The 25,980-nt window shown below is 42.6% G+C and carries 29 protein-coding genes; 24 read left to right on the plus strand and 5 right to left on the minus strand.

Translation table 11 applies throughout. The features are described from left to right. The first annotated feature begins 80 nt into the window (after window positions 1-80). The gene (locus tag AC3WTL_RS03860) at window positions 81-1,082 is read left to right on the plus strand and encodes an LLM class flavin-dependent oxidoreductase (protein ID WP_222501920.1); all 1,002 of its coding nucleotides are present in this window, start codon (window positions 81-83) and stop codon (window positions 1,080-1,082) included. A 270-nt stretch (window positions 1,083-1,352) separates the two neighbouring features. Here AC3WTL_RS03860 and AC3WTL_RS03865 read toward each other — a convergent pair whose 3' ends face one another. Beyond that, complete coding sequence (locus AC3WTL_RS03865; RefSeq protein ID WP_248347576.1) at window positions 1,353-2,078, minus strand: hypothetical protein; 726 nt, start codon at window positions 2,076-2,078, stop codon at window positions 1,353-1,355. A 258-nt stretch (window positions 2,079-2,336) separates the two neighbouring features. Between AC3WTL_RS03865 and AC3WTL_RS03870 the strand changes: the two genes are divergently transcribed. Then, window positions 2,337-3,218: a LysM peptidoglycan-binding domain-containing protein gene (locus AC3WTL_RS03870; protein ID WP_492369375.1), complete on the plus strand. Its 882-nt coding sequence runs from the start codon at window positions 2,337-2,339 to the stop codon at window positions 3,216-3,218. Window positions 3,219-3,252: 34 nt separating this feature from the next. Here AC3WTL_RS03870 and AC3WTL_RS03875 read toward each other — a convergent pair whose 3' ends face one another. Then, a complete protein-coding gene (locus AC3WTL_RS03875; protein WP_197206729.1) occupies window positions 3,253-3,477 on the minus strand; it encodes a hypothetical protein in 225 nt (74 codons plus the stop codon). Between the two features lie 182 nt (window positions 3,478-3,659). Here AC3WTL_RS03875 and AC3WTL_RS03880 point away from each other — a divergent pair, with 182 nt between their 5' ends. The 5 genes from AC3WTL_RS03880 to AC3WTL_RS03900 all read left to right on the plus strand — a co-directional run bounded on the left by AC3WTL_RS03880 (window position 3,660) and on the right by AC3WTL_RS03900 (window position 6,639). Further along, window positions 3,660-4,085, plus strand: coding sequence for a VOC family protein (locus AC3WTL_RS03880; protein WP_048009264.1), 426 nt, complete (start codon window positions 3,660-3,662; stop codon window positions 4,083-4,085). Window positions 4,086-4,130: 45 nt separating this feature from the next. After that, window positions 4,131-4,550: a hypothetical protein gene (locus AC3WTL_RS03885; RefSeq protein WP_197206730.1), complete on the plus strand. Its 420-nt coding sequence runs from the start codon at window positions 4,131-4,133 to the stop codon at window positions 4,548-4,550. Between the two features lie 111 nt (window positions 4,551-4,661). After that, on the plus strand, window positions 4,662-5,207 hold the full coding sequence (locus AC3WTL_RS03890; protein WP_197206731.1) for a GNAT family N-acetyltransferase: 546 nt from the start codon (window positions 4,662-4,664) through the stop codon (window positions 5,205-5,207). Between the two features lie 202 nt (window positions 5,208-5,409). Next, window positions 5,410-6,051 (plus strand): DUF6944 family repetitive protein, encoded by a 642-nt coding sequence (locus AC3WTL_RS03895; protein ID WP_197215669.1) that lies wholly within the window; start codon window positions 5,410-5,412, stop codon window positions 6,049-6,051. Between the two features lie 12 nt (window positions 6,052-6,063). Next, window positions 6,064-6,639, plus strand: a complete 576-nt coding sequence (locus tag AC3WTL_RS03900) for a DUF6944 family repetitive protein (RefSeq protein ID WP_492369057.1) — start codon at window positions 6,064-6,066, stop codon at window positions 6,637-6,639. Between the two features lie 177 nt (window positions 6,640-6,816). Here AC3WTL_RS03900 and AC3WTL_RS03905 read toward each other — a convergent pair whose 3' ends face one another. The 3 genes from AC3WTL_RS03905 to AC3WTL_RS03915 are packed head-to-tail and all read right to left on the minus strand — an operon-like array spanning window position 6,817 to window position 9,957. Further along, window positions 6,817-7,911 (minus strand): acetyl-CoA C-acyltransferase, encoded by a 1,095-nt coding sequence (locus AC3WTL_RS03905; RefSeq protein ID WP_492369376.1) that lies wholly within the window; start codon window positions 7,909-7,911, stop codon window positions 6,817-6,819. Continuing rightward, window positions 7,907-9,358 carry an AMP-binding protein gene (locus AC3WTL_RS03910; RefSeq protein ID WP_492369058.1) on the minus strand — a complete coding sequence of 484 codons (1,452 nt, stop codon included), beginning with the start codon at window positions 9,356-9,358 and terminating at the stop codon, window positions 7,907-7,909. The genes AC3WTL_RS03905 and AC3WTL_RS03910 overlap by 5 nt, the downstream gene beginning before the upstream one ends. 35 nt (window positions 9,359-9,393) lie before the next feature. Further along, entirely contained in the window at window positions 9,394-9,957 is a 564-nt protein-coding gene (locus AC3WTL_RS03915) for a biotin transporter BioY (RefSeq protein ID WP_197249774.1), read from the minus strand. Window positions 9,958-10,191: 234 nt separating this feature from the next. On the opposite strand from AC3WTL_RS03915, the gene AC3WTL_RS03920 reads away from it, so the two are divergent. The 17 genes from AC3WTL_RS03920 to AC3WTL_RS04000 all read left to right on the plus strand — a co-directional run bounded on the left by AC3WTL_RS03920 (window position 10,192) and on the right by AC3WTL_RS04000 (window position 25,959). After that, a complete protein-coding gene (locus tag AC3WTL_RS03920) occupies window positions 10,192-10,332 on the plus strand; it encodes a hypothetical protein (protein WP_197087628.1) in 141 nt (46 codons plus the stop codon). Window positions 10,333-10,549: 217 nt separating this feature from the next. After that, a complete protein-coding gene (locus AC3WTL_RS03925; protein ID WP_492369059.1) occupies window positions 10,550-11,368 on the plus strand; it encodes an alpha/beta fold hydrolase in 819 nt (272 codons plus the stop codon). Window positions 11,369-11,444: 76 nt separating this feature from the next. Further along, window positions 11,445-12,227: an IclR family transcriptional regulator gene (locus AC3WTL_RS03930; RefSeq protein WP_197249776.1), complete on the plus strand. Its 783-nt coding sequence runs from the start codon at window positions 11,445-11,447 to the stop codon at window positions 12,225-12,227. Between the two features lie 291 nt (window positions 12,228-12,518). After that, complete coding sequence (locus AC3WTL_RS03935; protein ID WP_197215660.1) at window positions 12,519-13,796, plus strand: MFS transporter; 1,278 nt, start codon at window positions 12,519-12,521, stop codon at window positions 13,794-13,796. 146 nt (window positions 13,797-13,942) lie between these two features. Further along, window positions 13,943-14,479, plus strand: a complete 537-nt coding sequence (locus AC3WTL_RS03940; RefSeq protein WP_035329812.1) for a cupin domain-containing protein — start codon at window positions 13,943-13,945, stop codon at window positions 14,477-14,479. Between the two features lie 148 nt (window positions 14,480-14,627). After that, window positions 14,628-15,542, plus strand: a complete 915-nt coding sequence (locus AC3WTL_RS03945) for a VOC family protein (RefSeq protein WP_197249777.1) — start codon at window positions 14,628-14,630, stop codon at window positions 15,540-15,542. A gap of 23 nt (window positions 15,543-15,565) precedes the next feature. Beyond that, the gene (locus AC3WTL_RS03950; protein WP_197249778.1) at window positions 15,566-16,357 is read left to right on the plus strand and encodes an SDR family oxidoreductase; all 792 of its coding nucleotides are present in this window, start codon (window positions 15,566-15,568) and stop codon (window positions 16,355-16,357) included. 26 nt (window positions 16,358-16,383) lie between these two features. Beyond that, complete coding sequence (locus AC3WTL_RS03955) at window positions 16,384-18,105, plus strand: thiamine pyrophosphate-binding protein (protein WP_248347570.1); 1,722 nt, start codon at window positions 16,384-16,386, stop codon at window positions 18,103-18,105. Window positions 18,106-18,119: 14 nt separating this feature from the next. Further along, window positions 18,120-19,565, plus strand: coding sequence for an aldehyde dehydrogenase family protein (locus AC3WTL_RS03960; protein ID WP_250800405.1), 1,446 nt, complete (start codon window positions 18,120-18,122; stop codon window positions 19,563-19,565). A 12-nt stretch (window positions 19,566-19,577) separates the two neighbouring features. After that, on the plus strand, window positions 19,578-20,360 hold the full coding sequence (nadX, locus tag AC3WTL_RS03965; RefSeq protein WP_248347568.1) for an aspartate dehydrogenase: 783 nt from the start codon (window positions 19,578-19,580) through the stop codon (window positions 20,358-20,360). 86 nt (window positions 20,361-20,446) lie between these two features. Then, window positions 20,447-21,754 carry an aromatic ring-hydroxylating dioxygenase subunit alpha gene (locus AC3WTL_RS03970; RefSeq protein WP_197249782.1) on the plus strand — a complete coding sequence of 436 codons (1,308 nt, stop codon included), beginning with the start codon at window positions 20,447-20,449 and terminating at the stop codon, window positions 21,752-21,754. Window positions 21,755-21,792: 38 nt separating this feature from the next. Beyond that, window positions 21,793-22,302 carry an aromatic-ring-hydroxylating dioxygenase subunit beta gene (locus tag AC3WTL_RS03975; protein ID WP_048009279.1) on the plus strand — a complete coding sequence of 170 codons (510 nt, stop codon included), beginning with the start codon at window positions 21,793-21,795 and terminating at the stop codon, window positions 22,300-22,302. A gap of 15 nt (window positions 22,303-22,317) precedes the next feature. Continuing rightward, complete coding sequence (locus AC3WTL_RS03980) at window positions 22,318-23,103, plus strand: SDR family NAD(P)-dependent oxidoreductase (RefSeq protein WP_248347567.1); 786 nt, start codon at window positions 22,318-22,320, stop codon at window positions 23,101-23,103. A gap of 30 nt (window positions 23,104-23,133) precedes the next feature. Continuing rightward, window positions 23,134-24,096 carry a VOC family protein gene (locus AC3WTL_RS03985; protein WP_492369060.1) on the plus strand — a complete coding sequence of 321 codons (963 nt, stop codon included), beginning with the start codon at window positions 23,134-23,136 and terminating at the stop codon, window positions 24,094-24,096. A 106-nt stretch (window positions 24,097-24,202) separates the two neighbouring features. Continuing rightward, window positions 24,203-24,529, plus strand: coding sequence for a hypothetical protein (locus AC3WTL_RS03990; RefSeq protein WP_197249784.1), 327 nt, complete (start codon window positions 24,203-24,205; stop codon window positions 24,527-24,529). Then, window positions 24,526-25,086, plus strand: coding sequence for a hypothetical protein (locus AC3WTL_RS03995; protein WP_248347562.1), 561 nt, complete (start codon window positions 24,526-24,528; stop codon window positions 25,084-25,086). The genes AC3WTL_RS03990 and AC3WTL_RS03995 overlap by 4 nt, the downstream gene beginning before the upstream one ends. A 108-nt stretch (window positions 25,087-25,194) precedes the next feature. Beyond that, window positions 25,195-25,959 (plus strand): alpha/beta hydrolase, encoded by a 765-nt coding sequence (locus AC3WTL_RS04000; protein ID WP_197249786.1) that lies wholly within the window; start codon window positions 25,195-25,197, stop codon window positions 25,957-25,959. Window positions 25,960-25,980: the final 21 nt, after the last annotated feature.

Genomic DNA, 25,980 nt, shown 5'->3' on the forward strand with positions numbered 1-25,980 from the left:
GCCCACACTAAGCATTATATTTTCCTAAATTTATTTCGGTTGTTAAAATAAAGTCAATTCTTCATGAAGGAGATTATAAAATGACCAATTTACAAATACCTGTTTCTGTTTTAAACCTTGCCCCGATACGGGAGGGGAAGGACAGCAGGCAGGCCATCGAAGATCTTGTTGATCTGGCCCAGGCAACAGAGGAAATGGGCTACAAACGCTATTGGATAGCGGAGCACCATAATACCCCGACACTGGTTAGTTCTGCCACGGCAATTTTAATAAAACATGCATTGGAGCATACTAAAACGATTCGCATAGGCTCCGGCGGAATAATGCTGCCGAACCATGCGCCATTAGTGGTTGCCGAGCAATTCGGCACGATGGCAACCATTTATCCGGATCGGGTCGATTTAGGCCTCGGAAGGGCACCTGGCACGGATATGATGACGGCTAATGCGCTTCGCCGTTCAAAAAATGATTCTGTTTATACATTTCCTGAGGATGTGAAGCAGCTGCTGACATACTTTGGTCCTTTAGAGGAGCAGAGTTATGTAAAAGCACACCCGGGGGTTGAGACGAACATTCCTATTTATATCCTTGGTTCTTCGACAGATTCAGCGTATTTGGCTGCTGAGCTGGGGCTTCCATATGTGTTTGCTTCACACTTTGCTCCAAGGTGGATGGAGGACGCCATCCGGATCTACCGTGCCAACTTTAAGCCTTCACAATATCTGGATAAGCCATATATGATGATCTGCTTAAATGTCATTGCTGCAGAAACGGATGAGGAAGCTGAATTCCTGTCAACCACTATGAAACAGTTTTTCCTGAATGTTGTCAGAGGAACTTCCATGAAATTAAGCCCTCCGGTCGAGGATCTGGACTCTATCTGGAACCCAATGGAGAAGGAAGCGGCAGAGGGGATGTCGAGCGTCACCCTGATGGGCAGCAAAGAAACAGTCAAAGGGCAGCTGGAGCAGTTCCAGAGTATGTATAATGTGGACGAAATCATGGCGGTTTCTTATATTTATGATGAAGAAAAACAAAGACGTTCTTATGAAATATTGAAAGAAATAACAGACGGCAATTGAGCGGGGAAATATTCCCCGCTTTTCATTTGTATTTTGTTAAAGTTTTGAACTGCAATAACTGTCTAGCTCCAGCGCCTACCCCCTCGAGGTCACAAGCCAATCCTCCCAAAAAGGCAAAGAACGCCTTCCTGTGAGGCTCGGCTTGTGCTTGTCGGGGGTGGGCAAGGCGCTTCCGCTTTTCATATTTCTCGGGAAAGCGCAGGATTAGACTATTCTTGCGCGCAGCGGTCGTATCATGGCTTTTATTGCCGAAAAATGAAAATCCCTGTTTTAATCTATGGCTTGCTGCTTGTAGAGTGCGGGATTGGCTGCTGTATTCAAACTCTGTGCAGACGCCCATAAATTCGCCAGGAACCGAGGCATCATTTGCTGTGAAGGAAGAGTGCCATATCTGGAAAAGTAAACAAACAGCTTCAAATAAGTTCTTGCATTATTCGGCAGGTGAATTTCCCTTGCGTAGTATTCATTTTCTGTATAGGTTGCAAAAGAACGGGTTTCAAAGCCGGAAATAAACCGGGTGATATCTCCTTTGTATTCATTTTGAATGTAATGGATCTTTTTTATTATTGTGGGGTCATCTGAGCCATCATAATTAGCAAGCCTTGCCTGCCTGGATGCTGGGACAGATGACAGGTTATCTGTAAGAGCAAGTGCATGTCCGTACGCTTTGTCATGACCTTCATAAAGAGCCCGGATATCTGCATTTTCCATTAAATCCACTAAACGCAATTCCACATTTTTTAAATAGGGCGGCCTGAAAATCTGCCTGGAAAGCTTAAGCTCATCAAATGAATCACATACAAATGAAGTGAAAAAATACCACTGGCCATTGTCATCCAGGCTGATATCATAATCCTGCCCATCAATTTCTACCCTATAATCATTAAAACGGTCTTTACGGTCGAACGTAAAATCAAATTGTTCTCTTTCTGCTGGTTTAAACCCATATGGAGTTTGAATCGGTACACAAATTTCTGAGAAGTATTGGTTTTTCATGCTGACTCTCACCTTGCATTTCTTTTATTCTGCTATAGAAAATACCCTGCAGATTCTTTTATCATGCCAAAAAAAGAGGATAATTTTCTTTAGTTATACAAAAATAATAAAAATCGAATGGAAAGGACATTGAGTATGAAAAAATGCATTTTTCTTTACCTCAGTCTCGCAGTGTTCTGGCAATTGAATTGGAGCGCTGCACATGCCGAAAACAATCCCCGCAATATTTATGATGTAAAACAAGGGGATACCTTGACATTGATTGCAAAAAAATACGGATCAACTGCAGGGGACTTAAAACTATTTAACGGCCTGCAGTCAGACAGGCTTTTAATCGGGCAAAAGCTTCGTGTCCCGATCATGTACAAAGTGGCACCCGGAGATACACTCTGGAAGCTGGCGGAAAAATATGATTCAAGTGTGGCAATTATTAAGGCAGCAAATGGACTATCCTCCAACGCTATAAATACCGGGCAAAAACTAAAAATTATCCCAAAAAAGTTAGCCATGGATGGAAAGTTCGTCCTCATGACAAGAGAGGAATTCCGGGATTGGATTTTTAATCAGAAATTCACGAGAAAAGTGGCGAAGGTTCAGCAGCATCACACCTATCAGCCATCATACAAACAGTTCAATGGCACAAATCATTTTGCGATCATGAAGGGGATGGAGGAATATCACGTAAGCGGAATGAAGTGGAGCATGATCAGCCAGCAGCTGACCACTTTCCCCGATGGAAAAGTGGCTGTGGGAAGGCCGTTCGACGTGGCTCCTGAAGGATCATTCGGCCTGCAGAATAAAGAAGCGATGCACAAAATCGAAGCAGATGCGATAGCGATCGAAAATCTCGGCGATTTTGATTCCAATCAAATGACGGCTGAACAAAAAGATACTATTGTGACTGTTACAGCTCTCCTGATGCTGAAATATGGCCTGGCGCCATCCATTGACAGCATCACCTATCACCATTGGTGGGATATAAACTCGGGTGAGAGGGTGCTGGATAACAGCCATGGGCATGCCGTAAAAACCTGCCCCGGCACTGATTTTTTTGGCGGGAATTCGACTGCCAGCGCTAAGAAAAACTTTTATCCTCTGGTCAGAAAAAAAATGCAGGAGATCAGAGCAACCCTGCATTAATATAGAAAACCCGCAGACAAGGTGCGGGTTTTTCTCATCGCTTCTTCCTTTTCTTTTTATCATCCTCTGCTGCTAGCTTCGCTTTGTTAACACTTTCAAGCTCTACCTGTACATGAATTTTACTTTCCTCTACTGACGTGACACTGGTTACCTTGCCTTTCCGTCCTTTGATTTTGACCTCTTCTCCTTCATTTGGAACACTTTTGCGGAGCTGATTTAATAAAACATTTTTCCCATCAAGATAATACACTGTAAACATTCTCATCTCACCTTTGTCTATGGAATGTGGTACAAGTTCCTGCACCATTTCTATAAAATATAGACTTAGTGATAAAAATAGACCTTTTTTATAAAAAATAGTTGCGAACATTTGTTCCTCGTAGTAAAATCAAACTTGCAATAAATGTTAAGAAAAATGAAAATATTAGGGAGCTGATGATAATGACAGTAAGAGTGATTCCTTATTTGGTGATGGACGGAAATGCGAATGAAGCAATTGAATTTTACAAAGAAGCGCTGGAAGCGGAGGTTATGTATAAGCAAACATTTGGAGAAGGTCCCGATAACCCTGAATATCCGCTGCCTGAAGAAGCAAAGAACCGAATTATGCATGCAACTGTAAAGGTTGGGGAGAACGAACTAATGTTTAGCGATACATTCCCGGGCCAGAATCATCAAACAGGAAATCAGGTGACCATTTGCCTTTCAACGTCAGATCCTGAAAAATCAAAGAAATTTTATGATGCACTTAAGCAGGACGGGGAAGTGACCATGCCTCTTCAGGAAACATTCTTCAGTCCTGCATATGGAAGTGTCATCGACAAATTCGGAGTGCATTTTCAAATCTATACAGAGGGCGAGCATTGATTCAGGCAGAAAAATAGCAATCCTCTATAAAATAGGAGTTAATTGATGAGCATCGTTAATTATCTTGGCTGTAATTCTATATTGCCAGCTAGTGATCCTGAGAGTGATAATGAAATCATTGTAGGTGACTTCTTCTCTGATGAAGAAATGAGAGCAGAGGTACATAAACATTTATCAGCAAAATATATCTACGAAGTAACTTCCAGGCAGCACGGCAGTATTTGGTTTAATAAATACTACAAACAGTCTTATCCAAAAGGTCACGAAGAAGGACAAAAAGGTTTTAAATCACTATGTGCTTTTTTAGATCAGCACCTTGCATCAGGAGATTATTGTGAATTATATACCTGCTGGGTTGGCGACGAATCGGAGGGACCTGAATACAAAGACTGTATTAACCTTCATGACTTTGATATCGAAAAAATTGAAGTGGATGAAAAATCTTTGCTTGTCATTAACAAATAAATGTTTGGATGAGCCATTCCTCTATGGATGAGGAATTGGCTTATTTTTAATGAACCACATAGTTCAGTTCATTGTCATAGATAACTATTTGAGAAAAGAGGGCGGATTTTAATGATTATAAAACCAAAACAATACATAGTTAAAAATTTGAACTATATGATAAGATCTGCTGTCGAGGAAGATGCAAAGGAACTTTCTAAAATAAGGGTGCAGATTGATGGCGAAACGGAGAACATGGACCGGGAAGCAGGTGAAGCATATATAGATGAAACAGGCTTTATAGAGTTAGTTAATAAAGATTCGATTAGTGACCGGAATATTTTCCTGGTTGCTGAGGTGAATGGAAGAATTGCAGGCTTCTCCAGGTGTGAAGGCAGTGAACTGAAACGAAGCAGACACAAAGTGGAATTTGGTGTATGTGTGCTCAAGGAATTCTGGGGCTTTGCAATTGGAAAAAACCTTTTAGCTCAGTCTATTCAATGGGCGGACTCTAATCATATTAAGAAAATTACCTTAAATGTCCTTGAGACAAATGAGAAAGCGATTAAGCTATACGAGCAAAATGGCTTTGAAATTGAAGGGGTATTAAAAATGGATAAGCAGCTGTCTGATGGCAACTATTACAGCACCATGGTAATGGGAAGAATTAGTGAATAACTATAAGGTGAATATTTTACTCAAACAAATGAAGATTTAATCCATAAAACACTGCGTGGACGCCAAAACTTTAGATGCTGCCCTGGTACAAATCTCAGTTTCTATACTTATACACCGGAACTCCCTCTCGTCAATCCTAAACTTCGTACCCATTATTTATTTATTGAATATAATTTAACATACGTCAGCTAAGGAGTATGTTATGGACAATCAACTAAAAGAGATAATCGGGGCCGCATTAGCTGCCATTGGTACAATCATTTCAGCTGTCTCAACCATACCCGCAAAGTCAAAAAAAATGGAAAAACTATTTGATGGCCTCGATATTGTGGGGAATAGCCTCCAGGCAACAGGAAATGCTCTCGAAGCAGAAGGACAGAGTGAACCATCTCTTGAAAAGGCCGGCAATGAGATACAGGCTATTGGAAACATTACAGTCATTGCAGGATTAATTTTAGATTTAGAGGAAGAAAATGAAGATAAATTAGTGATTGCAGGGAACTGGATTCAGGCACTTGGCGGGGCAACTGCACTTGGAGACGAATTTGAAGATCCCACTGCAGCAGGACAGCTTTTTAATATATACGGCAACCTGCTTCAGGCGATTGGCAATTCCCTGCAGGCAATAGGGGGGACTATAAATCTCAGGGAAAAAGAGAGGGGAGAATCTGGAGATAGCGCAAATAATATTATTGCCGCAGGAAGCTGGATACAGGCAGTTGGTTCTGTTTTATCACTGATTGGCCAGCTTCAAGAGGAGAATCAGGAGATTTCTTCTGGAAGCAGTGATGAAAGCGATGATCCGAACTCAAAATCTTTTGTTGCTAAAGAAAAAGTTAATTAGAGAGGGGTAATCATGTATCTGGAAGGAGATGATCTATTAACTGTCGGTGCTTATTTTCTGGTTGCAGGCACATTTATTTCTGCGATTGGCGAAACCATGAAGCCGGATGTAAACAATGTGAACAAAAAATTAATACGGGACGGAAACGGTGTTCAGGCGGTTGGCGATAGCCTCCAGGGATTTGGAAGGATAAGCCTAGCTGAGGGAAATGAAACAGCTAATTTATATGGAATTATTGGGAGCTTTACGCAGGCAGGCGGGAATTCCATCAACACGGCTGCAAATAATATTGAAATTCAAAATCCATCAGTTTCTGTGTCAGGCTTTAATTCACTGGGCAGTACCATTCAATCCATGGGTGCAGCATTGGAAGCTGCGGGAGTTGAAAACGATGAAAACAATCTGCTCAGCAATCTAGAAACTCTGGGTTACTCATTGATTTCGGTATCTGCTATCCTCGACGCTATAGGAATTCTTATAGAAGATGAAAAGAGCATTCAAAATAGAGTCCTGCTGGCTGGAGGAGGATGGTTTGAATTCATTGGTGCAGTTCTTGGCGCATATGTGATCATTCAGGCAGGTGAATAAGCTGCATATTTTGCAAAAAAAGAGAAAAAGCTTGGTTATCATTGTGATATCAGGTGATATTTGTCGACTATCAATCTGCTAGCAGTTGATAAAATTGTGCTAATACGTCGGATTCTGCCAGATTTCAAGCCGAAAAATAACCTGGAATCACACTTTTCCAGGCCATCCTTCAAGCTTTCAACAAACTGCTTCAAACAAAATAGCAGCACCAACTCCGCCTCCGCTTCCAATGGCAGCTAATACATATTTGCAGGAACGTCTTCGCTGCACATCATAAAATAATTTTGTAACCAACACAGCACCTGACGCTCCATAGGGGTGGCCAACTGTTAAAGCCCCTCCATTAACGTTCAGTTTTTCATATGGAATGGAAAGCTCATTGGCACATGCTGTAATTTTTGAGGCGAATGCTTCATTAATTTCTATTAAATCAATATCGTCAATGGTTAAATAATTTCTTTCCAGGATCGACTGTATGGCTGGAACAGGCGCAAATCCCGGATAGTTGGGGTGTACACCAGCAACGGCACTATCAGCAAAACGCAGAATGGGTTTGTAGCCATTTTTAATTGCTGTTTCTTCCTCCATCACCAAAACAGCAGCTGCCCCGTCATGGATGCCGCAGCTGTTGGCTGCTGTTACAGTGCCATCCTTTTTAAATATTGGCTTAGCACGTTTTAATAGAGTATCCATTTTTCTTTTTTTTAAAAACTCTTCATCATGTGAGTGGCTTCCAAATGGATTCAGCTCGTCTGCCAGGAGTCCATTTTCAAAAGCCTTCCAGCTCCGATCATAGCTTAATTGTGCATATGCATCCTGAGCTTCTCTTGAGATGCTGCACTTTTCGGCTACATTTTCCGCGGCTGTACCCATATCAGGGTCTCCGATTTTGTCGGGGGAGAAGCGGGCTCTTTTGGTAAATGGGGAGGTGCTGGCACTTTCCGTACCACCTGCTATATAACAAGTACCTGCACCTCCCTGGATAAGATAGCTTGCCAGCCTAATGGCTTCAAGACCCGCACTGCATTGCCTGTCCAGCGTTAAACCCGGGACGGAAAGAGGGAGTCCTGCTTCCAATGCAGACAAGCGGGCAATATTGCCGCCAGGTCCCACGACATTGCCTAAAATGACATCATCAATTTTTTCTTCCAGGCCTACCGCCAGATATTTTAGCAGCGGGGCAGCAAGTTCATGCGGCTCATAGTCTTTAAGCATCCCATTTGCTTTTCCGATAGGTGTTCTTTTTGCCTGTACGATTACTGCTTTTTTAATGGCTGATCACCTTCCTTTCGATGGATTCCCTCAGCTCCGCGCGGGCAATTTTTCCGCCGGCTGTGTAAGGCATTTCTTCAGTGAAGATCCATTTGCGCGGTATTTTGTAGGATGCCAGATGATTTTTGCATAGGCGCTTTAACTCAAGAGCATCTGTTTTGCCTTTGATGACTGCCACAGCAATTTCGCCCCAGTATGGCTCCATTACACCCATTACAGCAACCTCCTCGACTGCAGGATGAAGGCTGATTACCTTTTCGATTTCTTCAGGGAAGATATTAATGGCTCCATATAAAATCATGTTCTTTTCCCGCCCGTTGATAAATAGGTATCCTTCTTCATCAACATAGCCCATATCATCAACAGTTGCCCAGCCATCTTGATCCTGTATCGTATGTATTGCGCCATTTAATAGGTAACCATCGAAAATAAGATCGCTCCTGACATATATTTTCCCGATTTCATAGGGAGCGAGCTTATCACCCTTTGTACCTCTGATTTCGATTTCAACTCCATGGCAAGGCTTCCCGACTGATTCCGCCTTTCGTACTTCTGCATGAAAGGTGACATAACTTAATTCGCTTGCCCCATAAAACTCAGTCATGGAAAGCTTAGGAAACATTTTGCTGATTTCTTGTTTTGATTCTTCGTCCCATTTTGCTCCCGAAGAAATAATTTTGACCGGCTTCTCTATGATTCTTTTTTCTTTTAAAATAGCTGACACCATTGTCGGAACTGTATAAAGTGCGGTGATTGGCTGCTCCTCAATACACAATAGGGCCTGGGCTGCATTGAATTTATCCAGCAGGTAAACTGTTCCGCCTGTACACAGGGTACTAACCGCGCCATACAAAAAATGAGAGTGGATGAGTGACCCTGGAATCAGGACATGTTCCTTTTCATCCATTTTAAAATCATGCGCATTAACCTTGAAGCTGGCAGCCCAGGATTTATGGGAGCGGATAAATGCCTTAGGAATGCCGGTCGTACCTGAAGTAAAACCCATATAAAATGGTTTGTTGCTTTCAGAATCGATGTGAAACGAATTATTTTGTCCGCCAATCTTCATAAATGCATCATCCCAGACGAGGACGAAAGGGTGTATGCTGGAAACCTGGTCATAGTATTCTTTAACTGTGATTATAATAGAAGGGCTGGAAATCCTGATCCGCTCATTAAGTTCCTCGGCCTTCCATTTAAGATCGTAAGGAACAGCTGTCCATCCAGCCATGGAGGCACCTGTGAATAATTGCAAAAATGGAATCCCATTTGGCAGAAGAAATCCCGCTGTCTTATTTTCAAATGAAAAAGACTTTAGCCAATTGGCGGTTTTGCATACGAGAGTGTTCCAGTCTTTATAGTTTAAAGACTCGTCTTTCGTAATAATTGCTGCTTTATTCGGCGAACCTTCGGCGAACTTCTTTATATTTGCTGTAATATTCGTCATGGATTTGGACATCTCCTTATGGAAAAGGAGACACTTTAAAGTGTCTCCAGAGATTTAGAAAATTGCTTATTGATAATCGGATGCTTAAGCAGTCTGTATACCAGGAATGAGGCAAGAGTGGCTTTCAACACATCTCCCGGGATATAAACCAGGCTTAATTTAATAGCTTCTGACAGAGGAATATTCATCATAAAGGCCTGTACCGGAATGCCAAACAGATAGATTAGGAATATTCCGACAGTCAGATTTATAAGAAGGATATTCATTAATTTTAAAGTTTTGAAGTGTGAAAGTAAATAGCCGATAAAAAAAGCTGTTACCGGGTAGGAAATTAAATAGCCGGCGCTGGGACCGAAGAAAACACCAATGCCGCCGCGTCCGCCCGATAATAATGGAGCTCCGGCAGCAACCAGCAGTAAAAACACTGCCATGCTGATTCCGCCAAGTCTGGCACCTAAAATACCGCCTGCCAAAAGGACACCGAGTGTCTGTAACGTAATCGGAACGGGTGTAAAAGATAGCATGATTGGTGGAACAAGCCCGAGTGCTCCCATTACTGCTGCAAATAAAGCCACGTATGTCATCTCTTTAACTTTCATAATACCTCTCCAATTCAGATTAATAGGTTAACTGTTTTTATTTTATGGTTAACAAAAATGTTTGTCAACCTGAAAAAAATGAAGTTTACAATTAGCATAACAGTTGGTTTATTGGTTGAAATACTATCAGTTAATGTGTACTTAATAGCTGCGTCTATGAATATTCATGTTTATTTTTTTCTAAAATCATTCAAACTAAGCGGGTACCAAAATTTTTACAGGGGGTTACTTAACGTGTCCAAGAAAAACAATACGCCATCTGATCAAGTTGACCAAAAGGAATTATTGGACGATAAAGTGAAAGAGGCCAGAAAAAACAACTTCGAAGAAGATCACGTACGCAGAGTTACATCAAATGGTGCACAAGGGCAATAAGTAACACTTAGAAACACAGCTGCAAAATTAGGAGCCCGTTCTTAGAATGATCGGGTTTTTATTGTTGGTACAGGATGTGATAACCATGGACTGGTGTAATTTACTAATGGTAAGATATTTTTTGACTATTCTGTTGACTATTCCAAAATATGATTTATGATAAGGGTAACCGAAACGATGTTTTACTTACAAAACAAACATGTGTGGAGGTTATAAAATGCCATTTATTGATGTGAATGACTTAACGATTCATTATGAAGTAGAAGGAAATGGTGAACCGCTCGTTATTCTTCATGGGCTGGGAAACAATTCACAATCCTGGAAAAAGCAGGTGGAAGGGCTTAGCACGGATTTTACTGTTATAGCCTGGGATGCTCCCGGCTATGGCAAGAGTTCTGATCCTGGGGAGGAATTTACACAGTTCAGCCAATTTGCTGATGTGTTAAAGGGCTTTATTGACGGTTTGCAGTATAAAACTGTTAATCTTTTAGGACATTCAATGGGTTCAGCCATTGCTCTTGATTTCTGCAGCCGTTATCCTGATATGGTGACAAGGCTAATTATTGCCGATGCCACCCGCGGTGCCGCGGGGCAGAGTCATGAGGAAAACGAAAGAAAGCTGAAAAACCGCTTACATAATATTAACACATTAGATCCAAAGGAGTTGGCTCAATTGAGGGTAAAAGAACTCCTTGCGCCAAACCCGGATCCAGAAGTAAAGAAGGAAGCAGAACGAATCATGTCCCAGGTAAGGCCGATTGGCTATCGCTCTGTGGCCTTCTCACTTTCAAATTTAAATCAAATGGATATTTTGCCTTCCATTTCTGTTCCTGTCCTTGTAATTTGCGGGGTATTGGATAGGGTGACCCCTGTAAGCGAATCAGAAATTTTCCATCAGTATATCCCTAATTCTATTCTGAAAACCATTCCGAAAACAGGACATTTATGCTATCAGGAGGATCCGGACTACTTTAATGCCCTTATTTTGAATTTCCTTCAGGGTGCATACAAAAAAGAAGAATTAGCAGAAAGGTAACCATAGTGAAATATTTCCTATTCCAATCCTGGTTTTGTTATTATTTTGGTAAAAATGTAAACAGGGGGTGAGTTGCATGGCAAAAGAGGAGAAAGAGCGGTATAATGCCAATGCTCTGGTACGGGGGCTGGAAATCTTAAAACTATTTAATGAAGAGCGTCCAACTCTGTCACTAGTTGAAATTGCAAAAGAATTGAATGTAAGCCGAACTGTCCCGTATCGATTATTGTATACTCTCCAATCGCTTGGTTATCTTGACCAGGACGAAAACTCAAAGAGATATAGTTTAACACCCCAGGTATTGGAATTGGGCTTTTCCTATTTAAGTACGTTAAAACTTCCGGAAATTGCCCAGCCTTACTTGGAGACATTAAGAGATGAAACAGGGGCTTCCTGCCATTTATCCATTCTTGATGGGAATGAAGTGGTGTACGTTGGCAGTGCTCCTGTAAGAGGAGTATCCGCTATTAATGTCAATATCGGACTGAGGCTTCCGGCTCATGCAACAGCAAATGGAAAATTGCTGCTTGCCTATCAGCCGCAGGAAAAGCTGAAACAGCTTTTTTATGGATCCGAATTGAAGCCGTATACGGATCGGACAAAAACATCCCTGGCTGATTTTCAAAATGAAATTGAAATTATCAGGGGAAATGGATACTCCATTACAAGAGGAGAACTTCACCATGGTATTCAATCAGTAGCGGCACCTATATTTGATAAAACCGGCAGCATTATGGCGGCTATTAATGTGGTAGCAACAGAGACAACATTCCATGATGAGTTTATTGAACAAGTAGCGCTGCCAAAAGTGCTTGAGATTTCAAAAAAGTTATCAGGCTATATGGGATATCATCTTTAAAAATAAAAATAATGGGTAAAAGCTTGCAGCAACTGCAAGCTTTTTTGTTTTGTATATAAAACGTAATTTTGCAAACGAAACAAATTGAAATTTTTTATTGACTCAATTTTCGAAAAACTTTACACTATTATTAAGTGGTAAACATTGTTTTGTATATAAAACATAAAACGGCTGAAAGGAGGGCAAAAAATACCACCCAAAATAATTTTTTTTATGAAGTATAATATTTGAGAATCGAATGTATTTGAAAGCGGTTGCAAAATGAATATGTTTCTTGAAAGGGGATCACAAATGCTGAAAGGGAACAAAAGATGGCTCTATATTGCAGTGCCAATATTCTTTTTCTGGTTTTTTGGACAAATTGATAAACTGGGAATCTCGGTTATTCAAACGGATCCTGGCTTCCTTAGTGATCTGGGGCTAACAGGGGCAGACAAAAATGCCAAAATTGGCTTAATTACTTTTATCTTTACAATTTCTTACGCCGTTTCAAATATTTTCTGGGGCTTTGTTATTGATAAGGCAGGTCCGCGGAAAACGGCTATATTCGGACTGGTAATTTGGACTGCGACTATGATTGCTGGCGGTTTGGCAACTTCCTATGAAATGTTTTTAATCAGCAGGGTAATACTTGGATTCGGTGAAGGGATGATGATTCCGGTTTGCGGAAAATTCATTTCGAATTGGTTTAACCAGCGGGAACTTGGCCGGGCACAGTCTACCTGGCTCGCGGGCAATTATTTCGGTCCTGCCTGTGGAGCTGTTATATTGACTTTAGTGCTTGCGACTTTCCATTGGGAAGCTGCGTTTTTCTTCCTGGCTGCTTTTAATCTATTTATTGTTATTCCAATGTTTTGGTTCCTTACCCGGGATACTCCAGAAGAACATTATGCAATTGATAAGGAAGAGCTTGCGTATATCCGCAAGACTGATGGCACTGAAAAACCAAAGAAAAGCTTTGCACAGGACTACCGCTATTGGATCGTTTGGTTTGGCATGTTAATGTCTTCGTTTTTGTTTTTCGGAATCAGCATTTGGCTGCCTACTTATCTCGTTGAGGCCAAAGGTTTCTCAAGAGAAGCAATGACAGGGATTACCTCATTATCCTGGCTGTTTGCTCTTGGATTTGTGTTATCCTGCGGTTTTTTGGCAGACAAAACAAGACGTCCAAGCTTACTGGCCACGATTCTGTTCAGTTTAACGGCAGTATTCTTAACAGCAGCTATTTTTGCACCGCATCCGGTTCTGGCGGGTATTTGTATGGGACTTGCAATGGGAACTCAAGGCGGTGTCTTCCATTTAAGCAATTTGTTTATCGTAAAATTTTCTACCCCGGAAACAGCCGGGCGTGCTGCCGGTCTTATGGGATTTACAAATATTCTAGGAGGTTTTTCAAGTTATATCATGGGATGGATGAGAGACCTTGCAGGCGGAGATTTTGGCCCATCTATCGTTATGCTTATTATTGCAGCGAGCTTAGGCTTCATCGCTTATATATTCACAATCAAAAAAGAGGCAGCGGAACTTCGGATTGAGCAAATTCCTCCAAATAGAAAGGTCATTGTATAAGGTTTTATATTTAAAACGAAGTTTTAATAATTTAATTTTTCTCAATATTTTTAATTGACATATTAAATATTGGGATTTATTATTAACCTGTAAGTAAAACATTGTTTTGTATATAAAACATTATAAGGGTTTAGGAGTGATAATTAATGTCAGCAGAAAAATTTGATGTGCAGGCTTTCGAAAAAAAATATGTAGCAAGGCTGGAAGACCGATCACTGGACTGGAATGTTCTTAAATTTCAAGAAGAAATTGATCCAAAGTATAAAAGGGCGCAAATGAGATATATTGGCCGCGGAGCTACAGCGAATAATGATTCAAATGTGATTGCCGCAGAACATTTCACACTCAGCACGATGGTCCTTCCAGCTGGTTGTGTTGGACCTCTTCATCTTCACGATGATGTGGAAGAAGTATTCTTTATTCTTAAAGGGAGTGTAAAGGCTCTTATCCAGGAAGTAGGCAAGGAAGAAGTTCATGAAATTCGTCTGAATGAGCGCGATTGCATCAGTTCTCCTCCGGGAGTGTACCGCGGCATTCATAATGATGGCGATGAAGAAGCGTTAATGCTGGTTATGCTTGGGGCAGTAAAACCAAATCTTCCTACATATCCGAAAGGGAGTGCTCTTGAAGAGCTGCGCATTCAGCGTGCGAAAGAGAGAGAAGCTATCATCAACGGAAAATAATCGTTTCTGTCAATCTGGCATTCTAATAAATATAACCGGGATGGTCCGCACAATTTAAACCGGGTCATCCCGGTTCCTTTAACAATAAATGTTTCTTCGGCAGTCAATGATCACAGAATTTTAAACATAGTATTTGGAGGTGCATGGGATGTTAGGCATTACTCACTTGAGGCATATTAGTCTCGTTACTCCAGTTCTTGAGGAGCAGGCTGAGTTTTACGAGAAGATTTGGGGTCTTGATAAGGTATCCGAAGACGGGGATTCTGTCTATTTCAGGGGTGCAGGTTCAGAGAATCATATTTTACATTTGAAACGGGGAGAAAAAGCGGGACTTCACCATATTGCATTTGGAATGGTTGATAAGAACGCTGTTGACAGGGCTGCGGAGATTCTGGCTTCAAAAGGTATCCCTGTTATTACACCGCCGGGCTATTTAGATGAAGAAGGCAAAGGATACGGACTTCGCTTTGCTGATCCGGAAAACCGCTGCATTGAACTTTCAGCATGGGTGGAAATGCACACGACAATCTGGAATAAGAAGAATGTTGATCCGGTGAAGCTGAATCATGTTGTCATGAATACGGCAGACCTGGATATGATTACAGACTTTTATACCAATATTTTAGGATTTAAGGTTACTGATTGGAGCGAACACCAGATGTCTTTCCTCCGCTGCAACAGGAAGCATCACTCACTTGCCTTCAACCAGGACCAGCATGCATCTGTCAATCATATTGCCTATGAGGTAGACACAGTGGATGAAGTCATGCGGGGGATTTCAAATGTCAGAAAAGCAGGTTATCAGGAGCTGTGGGGGCCTGGACGCCACGGACCGGGAAATAACATCTTCTGTTACTTTCAGGATCCTGCCAAGTTTGTCATGGAATACACTTGTTATCTGGAAACCATTGAAGATGAGGAAGAATGGGTGGCTCGAGTATGGAAAAGGGTTCCACACCTGATGGATCAATGGGGAATAGCCGGACCGCCAAAACCTGAAGCACGTGCTGCGATGGGAGGAAAGCCTGATCCAGGCTGGGTTAACGTGAATGCATTAACCTAAAGATATTTGAAAGGGGTATGGTGATGGACTTTGGTTTAAAAGGAAAGACAGCAATCATAATGGGCGGGACTTCAGGAGTAGGCCTCAAAACAGCAGAAATGTTCCTTCAGGAAGGTGCAAAAGTTGCGGTTTGCGGCAGAAATGCAGAGAGGAAGGATAAAGCAATTGACCATTTATTGCATTTCGGATCCCAGGATTCAATCTTTGCAGCTACTTGTGATGTAACAAATAAAGAGGATGTAAATCGTTTTGTCGATTCGGCAGCATCCCGGCTTGAAGGAATTGATATTTTAGTTAATGCAGCCGGGCAAAGTGTTATGGGCCATTTCTTCGATATTTCAGATGAGCAATGGCAGGAACAGATCCAGTTAAAATATTTTGCCATTATCCATGCGGTACGTGCTGTTCATCCATATTTAGTGAAGCGCGGAGGCGGAAGGATCATCAATATTAATGCGACGCTTGCAAAGGAACCTGAAAGACATATGGTTGCTACAGCTGCTACAAGAGCAGGTCTTCTGAACTTAAGTAAAACGCTTTCCCAAGAGCTTGCATCAGATAATATCCTGGTCAACTCAGTAAGTCTTGGATTAATCCGTACCGACCAGTGGGAACGCAGACGATTGAAAAATGCACCTGATATGGATCCAGAGGAATATTACAAAGATCTTGCAGCGAAGCGGGAAATTCCGCTGGGCAGAGTTGGAGAAGCAGAAGAAGTGGCCAGTGTTATTCTCTTTTTAGCCTCAAAGCAGGCAAGTTATGTATCAGGATCAACCATTGAAACAGCTGGAGCGCTGGGGAAAGCGCTTTAATATTAAGCAAAGGCGGAATGATTAGGATGAGCCAACAAGAACAATTGGTAGTTGCACCGGTAAAAGCAAGTAAGCAAATGGAATTTACTGCAGCTGATGCAGTTGTGAAGGAGCTTGTCCGTGCTGGTGTAGAGGTGGCATTTGGGATTGTAAGCATTCATAATATGCCGATCTATGATGCCATCCTTCGTGATGGAAGCATTCATCTGGTTTGCTCGCGCGGGGAGAGCGGTGCGGCAAATATGGCAGATGGGTATGCCCGTGCGACAGGAAAATTGGGAGTGGTCATCACGAGTACCGGAACTGGAGCAGGAAACGCAGCTGGTTCACTGATTGAGTCATGGGCAGCGGGTGTTCCCGTCCTTCATTTGACAGGTGAGGTCGCATCACCCTATCTGGGAACGGGCAGAGGCTATATTCACGAGTGTAAAGACCAGCTGTCTATAATGGAGGGTTCTTGCAAAAAAGCAATGCGGCTAAGAAGACCTGAACAGGCAGCAGCGGTTATCAGGCAAGCGATTAAGGAAGCCGCTGCTGCACCTTCTGGCCCTGTTTCGGTAGAAATCCCAATCGATTTCCAATCTGCGATCATACCGGATTATTCATTGGAAGAAGTGAATGTTTCAGTACAGGAAAACAGTTCCATATCGTATCTTCCAAAAGAGGCGATAGCCAAAGTCAGCCAGGCCCGCCGCCCGGTCATTTGGGCAGGAGGGGGCGTCATTAGCTCCGGGGCTTCAAAAGAAGTGCAGGAGCTTGCGGAAAGAATCGGGGCAGCCGTTATTACGAGCCAATCAGGCAAGGGCAGCATTCCGGAGGATCATCCTCAATGTATTGGCCACTTTGCATCATTTGAATTAACAAAGGATTTAGTGAAGAAATCGGATCTCCTTATTAGCATTGGAGTCAGATTTAGAGGGAATGAGACCTCCAACTGGAAAATCGAAGTTCCTGAAAATCATATCAGCATTGATGCCGACCTTCTGGCAATGAACCGAAATTATGCTGCCGCCATAGGGCTGGCAGGTGATGCTAAGCTAATTTTGAAAAAATTAAATGAAGAGTTGACCAAGGAATCAATGGCACCTTCTGATGAATATCTGGAAGAAGTGCTTTCAGTAAGGAAGGAACTTAGACTTCAGCTGAGAGCCACTCTTGGGCCATATGAAAAAATAGCAGATGCTATGCGTAAATTGCTCCCGCGGGATACTGTATTGGTGCGTGACGTTACGGTACAGGCAAATGTCTGGGGCAGCCGATTATTTGAGATATATGAGCCGCGGACGTCCATTCATGCTTCAGGAGGAGGGATTGGACAAGGTTTGCCGACTGCAATCGGAGCACAAATGGGATGTAAGGACAAGCAAGTTGTTTTACTAGCTGGAGATGGCGGCTTCATGGTCAATGTGGGTGAAATGGCAACTGCAGTACAGGAAAGCCTTCCGCTAATTGTCGTCCTGTTTGATGATGCGGGATATGGTGTTCTCCGAAATATTCAGGATGCCGCCTATGGAAGGCAGGTGGCGGTCGATTTAGTTAGCCCAGATTTCGTTTTGCTGGCTCAGTCCATGGGATTTGCTTCTGCGAAAATCGGTTCTCCGGAAGAATTCGCATCAGAACTGGAGAAGGCAATGGAGAGGAGAAAACCATCCATGATCGTAGTGGATATGGAAGCGGTCGGGCCAATGGCCAAACCATTTGGAGGGCCTCCAGGAGCGGCGGAAGCATTCAAACCTAAAAAGATGTAAGGGAGTGATTTGTGGTGATTTCGACGTACCCATTTGTCTCAGGAAAATATTTAATAGCTGGAGAGTGGATCCAGGGAGAAAATACAGCAAATGTTTTAAATCCAGCTGATCATCAGGAAGTCGTTGGAGAAGTAGCTTTATGTACAGAAGAACAAGTTGAATTGGCCATTTCTGCTGCTGCAAAGGCTTTTGAAACCTGGTCGGAAAGTGAGATTGGGGACCGGGCAAACCGGATGAAGCTGGCTGCGGACGAGATTAAAGCAAGTGTCGAGGAGAACGTAACCTTGCTGATCCGCGAAAATGGGAAGGTATTGGTTGAAGCGAAAAAAGACCTTCTGCGCTGTGTCGATATTATGAAGGAAGCTGCCGATGAGCTGCTGGAATGGTGGAAGCCTGAATCCATTCCCGGTTCCCAGGAGGTCCAAATCCGCAAGCGTCCACGTGGGGTAACGGCGGTGATCTCTCCATGGAACTCACCAATGATCCTTACGTTTAAGCGGGTAATCCCGGCTGTTCTTGCCGGAAACTCAGTCGTTGTAAAACCAGCGACGAGCTGTCCGCTAACGATCATGTCATTCCTCCAGACTGTAGCTTCTTATTTCCCTGAAGGAGTCATTAATGTTGTAACTGGTTCAGGGGGGATTATTGGCAGCAAACTTTGCTCAGATCCGCGAATCCGAACCATTGCATTTGTCGGCAGTACCGAGACAGGGAAAGAAATCATGCGAGCTGCTTCTGGCACAGTGAAAAATGTCTACATGGAGCTTGGCGGGAATGATGCAGCTATTATCCTCGAGGATGCAAATATGGATGAGAGCGCTATCAAACGCCTGCGTTTCGGTGTCCTTCGGGCAGCAGGCCAGGTGTGCTCAGCCATTAAAAGGATCTATGTTCATGAATCACGATATGGGGAGCTGGTCGAAAAGCTTAGAAAAGAATTTCAGCATATTAAGGTTGGAAACGGCATTCAACCTGATGCCGAGATGGGACCTTTGAACAATAAGGCTCAGTACGAATATGTGAATGGCCTGATCGAACGCGCCAAAAAATCCGGTGCCACAGTCATCACAGGAGGAATTCAGCTTGATCCAGAGTCCTGGGATAAAGGCTATTACATTCTGCCTGCAATCATCACCGATGTAGATCAGAAAAGTGAAATTGTCCGTGCTGAACAGTTTGGACCTGTCATTCCGATCCTGCCATTTAAAGAGGATGAGGAAGTCATCAGCCTTGCAAATGACAGTGAATATGGCCTAAGGGCTTCTGTTTGGACAGAAGATGAATCCAAAGCAATTGAATTTGCAGACCGGTTAGAGGCCGGAGCTGTTTTCCATAATAATCATACCGTTTTTCAGGATCTCCATCTGGACTTCCCGGGCCTAAAGGAAAGCGGACTTTCACGTGAAACGCGGCATTGCGGCCTGGAGTTTTTTGCAGATTCCTATGGTTTTGCCAATTAGGGGGATACCGATATGAAATTAGCCTTAATAGGAGGCGGGAATATAGGCAGGTTCCTGCTTCAAAGCATCAATAAAGACTGCTTAATACCTCATTCGAAAATTATCGGCCTTCATACTCGCTGCCAGGAACAGGCAAAGGAACTATCACGTGAGTTTAATGCTGAAATCTTTGCTGACGTGGAATCCCTGTTAAAATCCGATGCCGACATGGTTATTGAAGCAGCAACTGTTGAAGCTGTAGAGGAGTACGCTGCTTCCATTTTGCTTTCAGGCAAAGATCTGGTTGTCAGCAGTGTTGGCGCATTGGCAGACCGGGAATTTTATACGTGCCTTGAAGAAATTTGCATCATAAATAATACGAAAATTCACTTGCCATCAGGGGCAATCGGCGGCCTGGATGTTCTAAAAGCTGCCAAATCGATTGGTGAACTGGATTCTGTCTCCATTATCACCAGGAAGCCTCCTCAGGCACTTCCCGGTGCCCCTCTTAATGGAGAAAAGGTGCTTTTTGAGGGATCTGCCGCTGAAGCAATTAGATTATTCCCAAAGAATATCAATGTTTCCATTATCTTGTCTCTCGCGGGATTAGGTGCAGACAATACCGGAGTTAAAATCATATCCGATCCGGCAGTAAGTAAAAATAGCCATACGATTGAGGCAGCAGGTTCATTCGGCAAGCTATCGCTTCAAGTCGAAAATGACCCGATGCCTAATAATCCAAAGACAAGCTACCTCGCAGCCCTAAGCATCCTGGCTTCATTGAAGAATAGGGATGAAATAATCCGAGTTGGATGAGATATGTGCTAGGTGTATAGCAGGAGGAAGAGAATATTTTCTTCTTTTCCTCGCTCCTTATTTTAAGACGAAGGGGGAATTTACATATGATTAAAACGACAACTAAGAACTTAGAAGAAATGACCCAAAAAGAAACAATCGGCTACTTAAACGAGACAGTCCAGCCTGAGGCTGGGTCCATTCCTGCTTTTATCCTCGCGGATCCTAAGATTTACGATATTGAGCATAAAAAGGTGTTTATGAAAACCTGGCTTTTTATTGGCCATGAATCAGAAATCCCAAATAAAAATGATTATATGTTAAGAGATTTAGCAGGCTACTCGATTATCATTACAAGAGATTCAGAGAATGAAATCCGCGGCTTTTACAATATGTGCACACACCGGGGGATGAAATTATGCCGTGCTGACAAAGGAAATAAATCCTCTTTTGTATGTCCTTATCATGGATTCAATTTTAAAAACAATGGTGATCTGACTGGAGTGCCTCTGCAGAAGGATATTTATGGAACTGACCTGGATAAGTCCAAGCTGGGACTCCACAAAATAAGGATTGAATCGTATAAAGGCCTTATTTTTGGAACCTGGAATGAAGAAGCAGAGTCTCTTTCAGATTTTTTGGGCGATTTCAAATGGTATTTGGACATTTTAGCCGGACGTGCTGAAATGGAAGTCGTCGGCCCTCCGCAAAGATTCATCATTCATTCAAACTGGAAGGTAGGAGCAGATAACTTTGTCGGCGATTCCTACCACACGATGGTCACTCATGGATCCATTGCAAAATTGGGTATGGTGCCCAGTGCCACATATTCCAAAAAGGGATACCAGATTCACACAATGAACGGGCATGGTTTAAATCTGGGCACACCTAATCCTGACTTCGCATTCCCTGAAGAGCTGAAATCAGAATATCAATCCAATTTAACAGATGAACAATATGATGTGCTGGCCAATTTGAAAAATATGATCGGAAACATCTTTCCCAATCTTAGCTTCCTCATTTCGCATACAAAAGTGAAAGGGCAGCTGATATCGAATACAACCGTTCGCATGTGGAGGCCAATTGGGCCAGATAAAATGGAAGTGATCGCCTGGTTCCTCGTAGAGAAAAATGCGGAAGAGGACTGGAAGAAACGTTCAAGGGATTCATTCATTTTAACGTTCAGCCCTTCAGGCATTTTCGAACAGGATGATACAGAAGTATTTACTGACATAACCGCTGCCGCATCAGGTCCAATGCCTGTTATGAAAGAACTTGTCTACAATTATACGATGGGGATGCACCGTGAACCGGTCAGTGATTTCACCGGTCCTGGTGTTGTCTACGATGATAAGTTTTCTGAAGCGAATCAAAGAAACTTCTATCGCTATTGGCTTGATCTCATGAACGTTTAAGTAAACTGGAACGATGCCTGGAAATGGGGGAATACAGAATGAGTTTAGAGAAAATGCTCGCAACCTATGAATTTGAACAATGGCTCTACAGAGAAGCTGAGCTGCTTGATCATATTGATTTTGATGGCTGGTTCAGCCTTATGCATTCATCCCTGATTTATCAAATGCCTGTACGCGTCAATAAAGAAGGCACTGAAAGGCCGGATTATGCGGCAGATATGTTTTCTTTTAATGATGATATAGAGTTGCTGAGCCTGAGAGTCGAACGGTTAAAAACAGATTATGCCTGGGCGGAAATTCCGCCTTCCCGCACCCGCCGCTATGTAAGCAATGTCAAACTGACAGACTATGTGCCGAATGAAAAAGCATCTGTAAATAGTTATCTTCTAATCTATCGCAGCCGCAGTACAGACATCCATCATGACCTGATTTCAGGAGAACGGCGTGATGAATTTATATATGAAGATGGCGTCTGGAAATTATCCAAGAGGGTTTTCATTGTTGATCAGACAACACTCAATACCAGAAATCTTGCTATTTTTGTATAAGGAGGAGCATCCAGTATGGCACTGCTTAGCGGAAAATCAGTTTATTTGACCGGGGGCGCCTCTGGCATCGGCAGGGCTGTTACAGAAAGTTTTATACAAGAAGGAGCCTTTGTAACGGTCCTGGATAAGTCAGCAGCTGGCCTCGAGCAATTGAAAAAGGAATTCGGGGATCGTGTTTTGTGCATAGAAGGAGACGTCACTGAATACGAGGATCACATTCACGCCGTTGAAGCTGCTGTGGAAGCGGCGGGGAAACTGGATGTGTTCGTTGCCAACGCCGGCGTATTCGACGGGTTTGCCAAATTTAGTGAAGTAACACCAGAGGCCATGTCAGATGCCTATGACCTATTATTCAATATTAATGTCAAAGGGTATTTTAATGGTGCAAAAGCTTCAGCGGATGAATTGAAAAAAACAAATGGAAATATGATTTTCACGGTTTCGGGAGCCGGCATTTACCCGGACGGGGGCGGAGTCTGGTATACAGCAAGCAAGCATGCGCAAATCGGCTTAATGCGCCAGCTTGCCTTTGAATTAGCCCCGGATATCAGGATAAATGCAGTCGCCCCCGGCGGCACATTGACGGCACTCAATGTCATTCATCCGCTTAAGCCGTTTGTGAAAGCAGTCGATCAGGATACGAAAGCGAAGAGCATTAAATCCCGGAATCCTCTTCGCATAGCCATGACCAGTGAAGACCATGTTGGAGCGTATCTATTGCTTGCTTCTGATCAATCCCGTGCCATTACAGGAGAAGTGATTTCAAGTGATGGAGGACTTGCTGTACGGGGTTTATCCTGAGGAGAAGCGTTATTTAGGAGGAGTGTTTTTATGGCAGAAAGCAAAACCGCTAAAGCGCCATTAGCAGGAAATCAGGCCATTAACCAGCTGGCATTTGTTGTACGGGATATTGAAGAGGCCTGTGAGGCGTTTTCAAGTTTACTGGGTGTTCCAAAACCTGGGTGGTTTTTAACAGGTGATCAGGAAGTATCGAAGGTCATTTACCGTGGAATGCCTACTGCATCAAGAAGCAAATTAGCATTTCTAAATACGCCCACTGTTCAATTTGAACTGATTGAACCAAATGAAGAACCAGGCACGATGCGGGAGTTTTTGGATAGAGCAGGGGAAGGCATACACCATATTGCCTTTGATGTGAAATCCATAAAAGAGCGGATGCCTTTTTTTGAGGAAAGCGGATATTCATCACTGCAAAGCGGGGAGTTTACAGCAAGTGAAGGCAGATATGTTTATGCAGATACCTTGAAAGACTGCAAGATATTGGTTGAACTCCTGGAAAGCTCTGAGGCAAGAACCACTGCAACTGCCCAAGAAGCACATAGCCCTTTGCTTGGAACAAATATAGTCGAGCAGCTGGCAATCGTGGTAAAAGATCTGGAATTAGCTGCAGAAGCTTATTGTAAGCTTCTTGGTGCAGATATGCCGCCCATTATACAATCAGGCCCAAGTGAAACCACACAGGTTATGTTCAGAGGTCAGCCAACTGAAGGTAAATCAAGATATATGTTCATCAATACGCCTTTCATACAAATTGAATTAATCGAACCAGGTGATTCACCAAGCACTTGGCAGGAACATCTGGAGAAATATGGGGAAGGTGTCCATCATATTTCGTTCGTTGTCGATAACCTGGATGAAAAAATCAGATTGCTCCAAGGAATGGGATATCCTGTCATACAAACTGGCAATTTTTTTAATGGGAAAGGCAAATACGCCTATATGGATACAACCTCCACATTTAAAGTGATTATTGAATTACTTGAGAGATATTAAAGAATGGCCGAACGGCTGCACATAATAGTGCAGCCGTTTTTTAAGGTGGCATCAATATCTTTTTAATTGTAAAATAATACTAATCTAGAAATAATTAGGGGGATTTATGTACACTTACGAATCTTTTGTAACAGATGGAACGTTTACATTATTAAGGCCGGTTATTTCCAGTTTCCTTTTAATTGCTGTGATTCTATTCGTTCTTGTTTGGCTTCCTAAAGCCTTACAGGGTTTCTTGAACGGGTTTACGGTTATGGCGGTGGCCCTCATTTCAATCATTATATCTGGCCAGGTTCTATTTTTTGAAGCCATACTTGCCGATGAGTTAGGGATGGGAGGAGGAAGCGGTTTTTGGATGTTCCTTGTGATTGTCTTCCTGGGAACCGTGAGCCCCATTATTTATTTCATTAGACACAGGGAGGCGGGATCGTGACCAGTTATGAAATTAAGAAACTGAGAGTCAGGCAGCTTCTGTTCTTAAATGGCAGCATCCTTTTTTTCTTAGCAGCTTCGTACATCTTACAAATATTAATAGAAGTTACTTATTCACAAATGTTTATTTTCCTCGGCATTGTAACTCTGATTCAATCGATTCTGGGATGGGTAAAGCGTAATTCCACCAAATCTATTTTTCCTTATATCAAACAAGTGGCCATCTATGAAAAAGAAAAAATGGGCAATGAATGGAGTAAGCAGCGGACAGTGGGGAGTATTTGGACTTTGCTTGTCAGCAGCATTCTATTTTTCAATGCTTACTTCCATTCTGATTCCGGGGAAATTCTGAAAATAGAGCCGATGTTTTTATTTTTTCAGACTATCGCGATTCTGGCCTTGATCAATATTAGCATGATTATTCACAGCAGGAAGGTGGATGGTGCTCAATCACCTGCAGACTTCACAGGGTATACGCGAAACTCTAATGTAAGGGCAATTATCTTTGGTGCATGTTACGCCCTCCTTATCTGTGTGTTAATACTTTCTTTAGTCTAACCGCTCCATATATGTTTTGGACGGTCTTTTTTTGTTTAAATACAAGTTGACAGGTCGGAATAGTTGGTTATATAATGTGAATAATTAATTCTGAGGGAGGAACAGATTATGAATGAACGTTATCCTGTTTTGGACGGTGCAGAATCATTTTACTATGAAGGCAATGAGATTGGGATCCTGATCACTCATGGTTTTCTTGGAACTCCCCAGAGTGTCCGGTTTTTAGGGGAATCATTTGCCAGGCTTGGCTATACTGTCTTTGCACCAAGGCTTAAAGGCCACGGCACACATTATAAAGATATTGAAAATACCGCTCATGAGGATTGGTTTGCTGATGCAGAAAAGGGTTATCAATTTCTAAAAGACAGATGCACATTTGTCTATGCTGCAGGTCAATCGATGGGTGGTGCCTTGACACTTTGGCTTGCTAATAAATATCCGGAAATTGCAGGTATAGTGTTAATAAATGCCGCTCTCCGGGTTCCATGTTATGAAAATTTAATCGGGAAATCAAACCCCAGGTACATTGATGAAGGTGCACCGGATATTAAAAAAGAGGATGTAGAGGAAATTACGTACGGGAAAGTTCCGGTCCCCTCCATCTTCGAATTGCAGAAGGTCATGGAAAGAACACCAGACCTATTGCCTTCCATTAAAACACCTGTATTAGGTTTCAAGTCGGTAGAAGATCATGTTGTGCCTGCAGAGTGTACAGATTTTATTTTTCAAAAGATTGGCTCCGAGAAAAAGAAAGCTATATCGCTCTATAACTCCTATCATGTGGCATCCATGGACCATGATAAAGAAGAGATTGTTAACATAACTCATCAGTATATCCAGGAGAATCAGGCAAACAGCTTGTCCTTTGTGTAAGGACGGGCTGTTTTTTTACTT

The organism is Cytobacillus sp. EB106-05-05-XG126 (assembly GCF_058791715.1).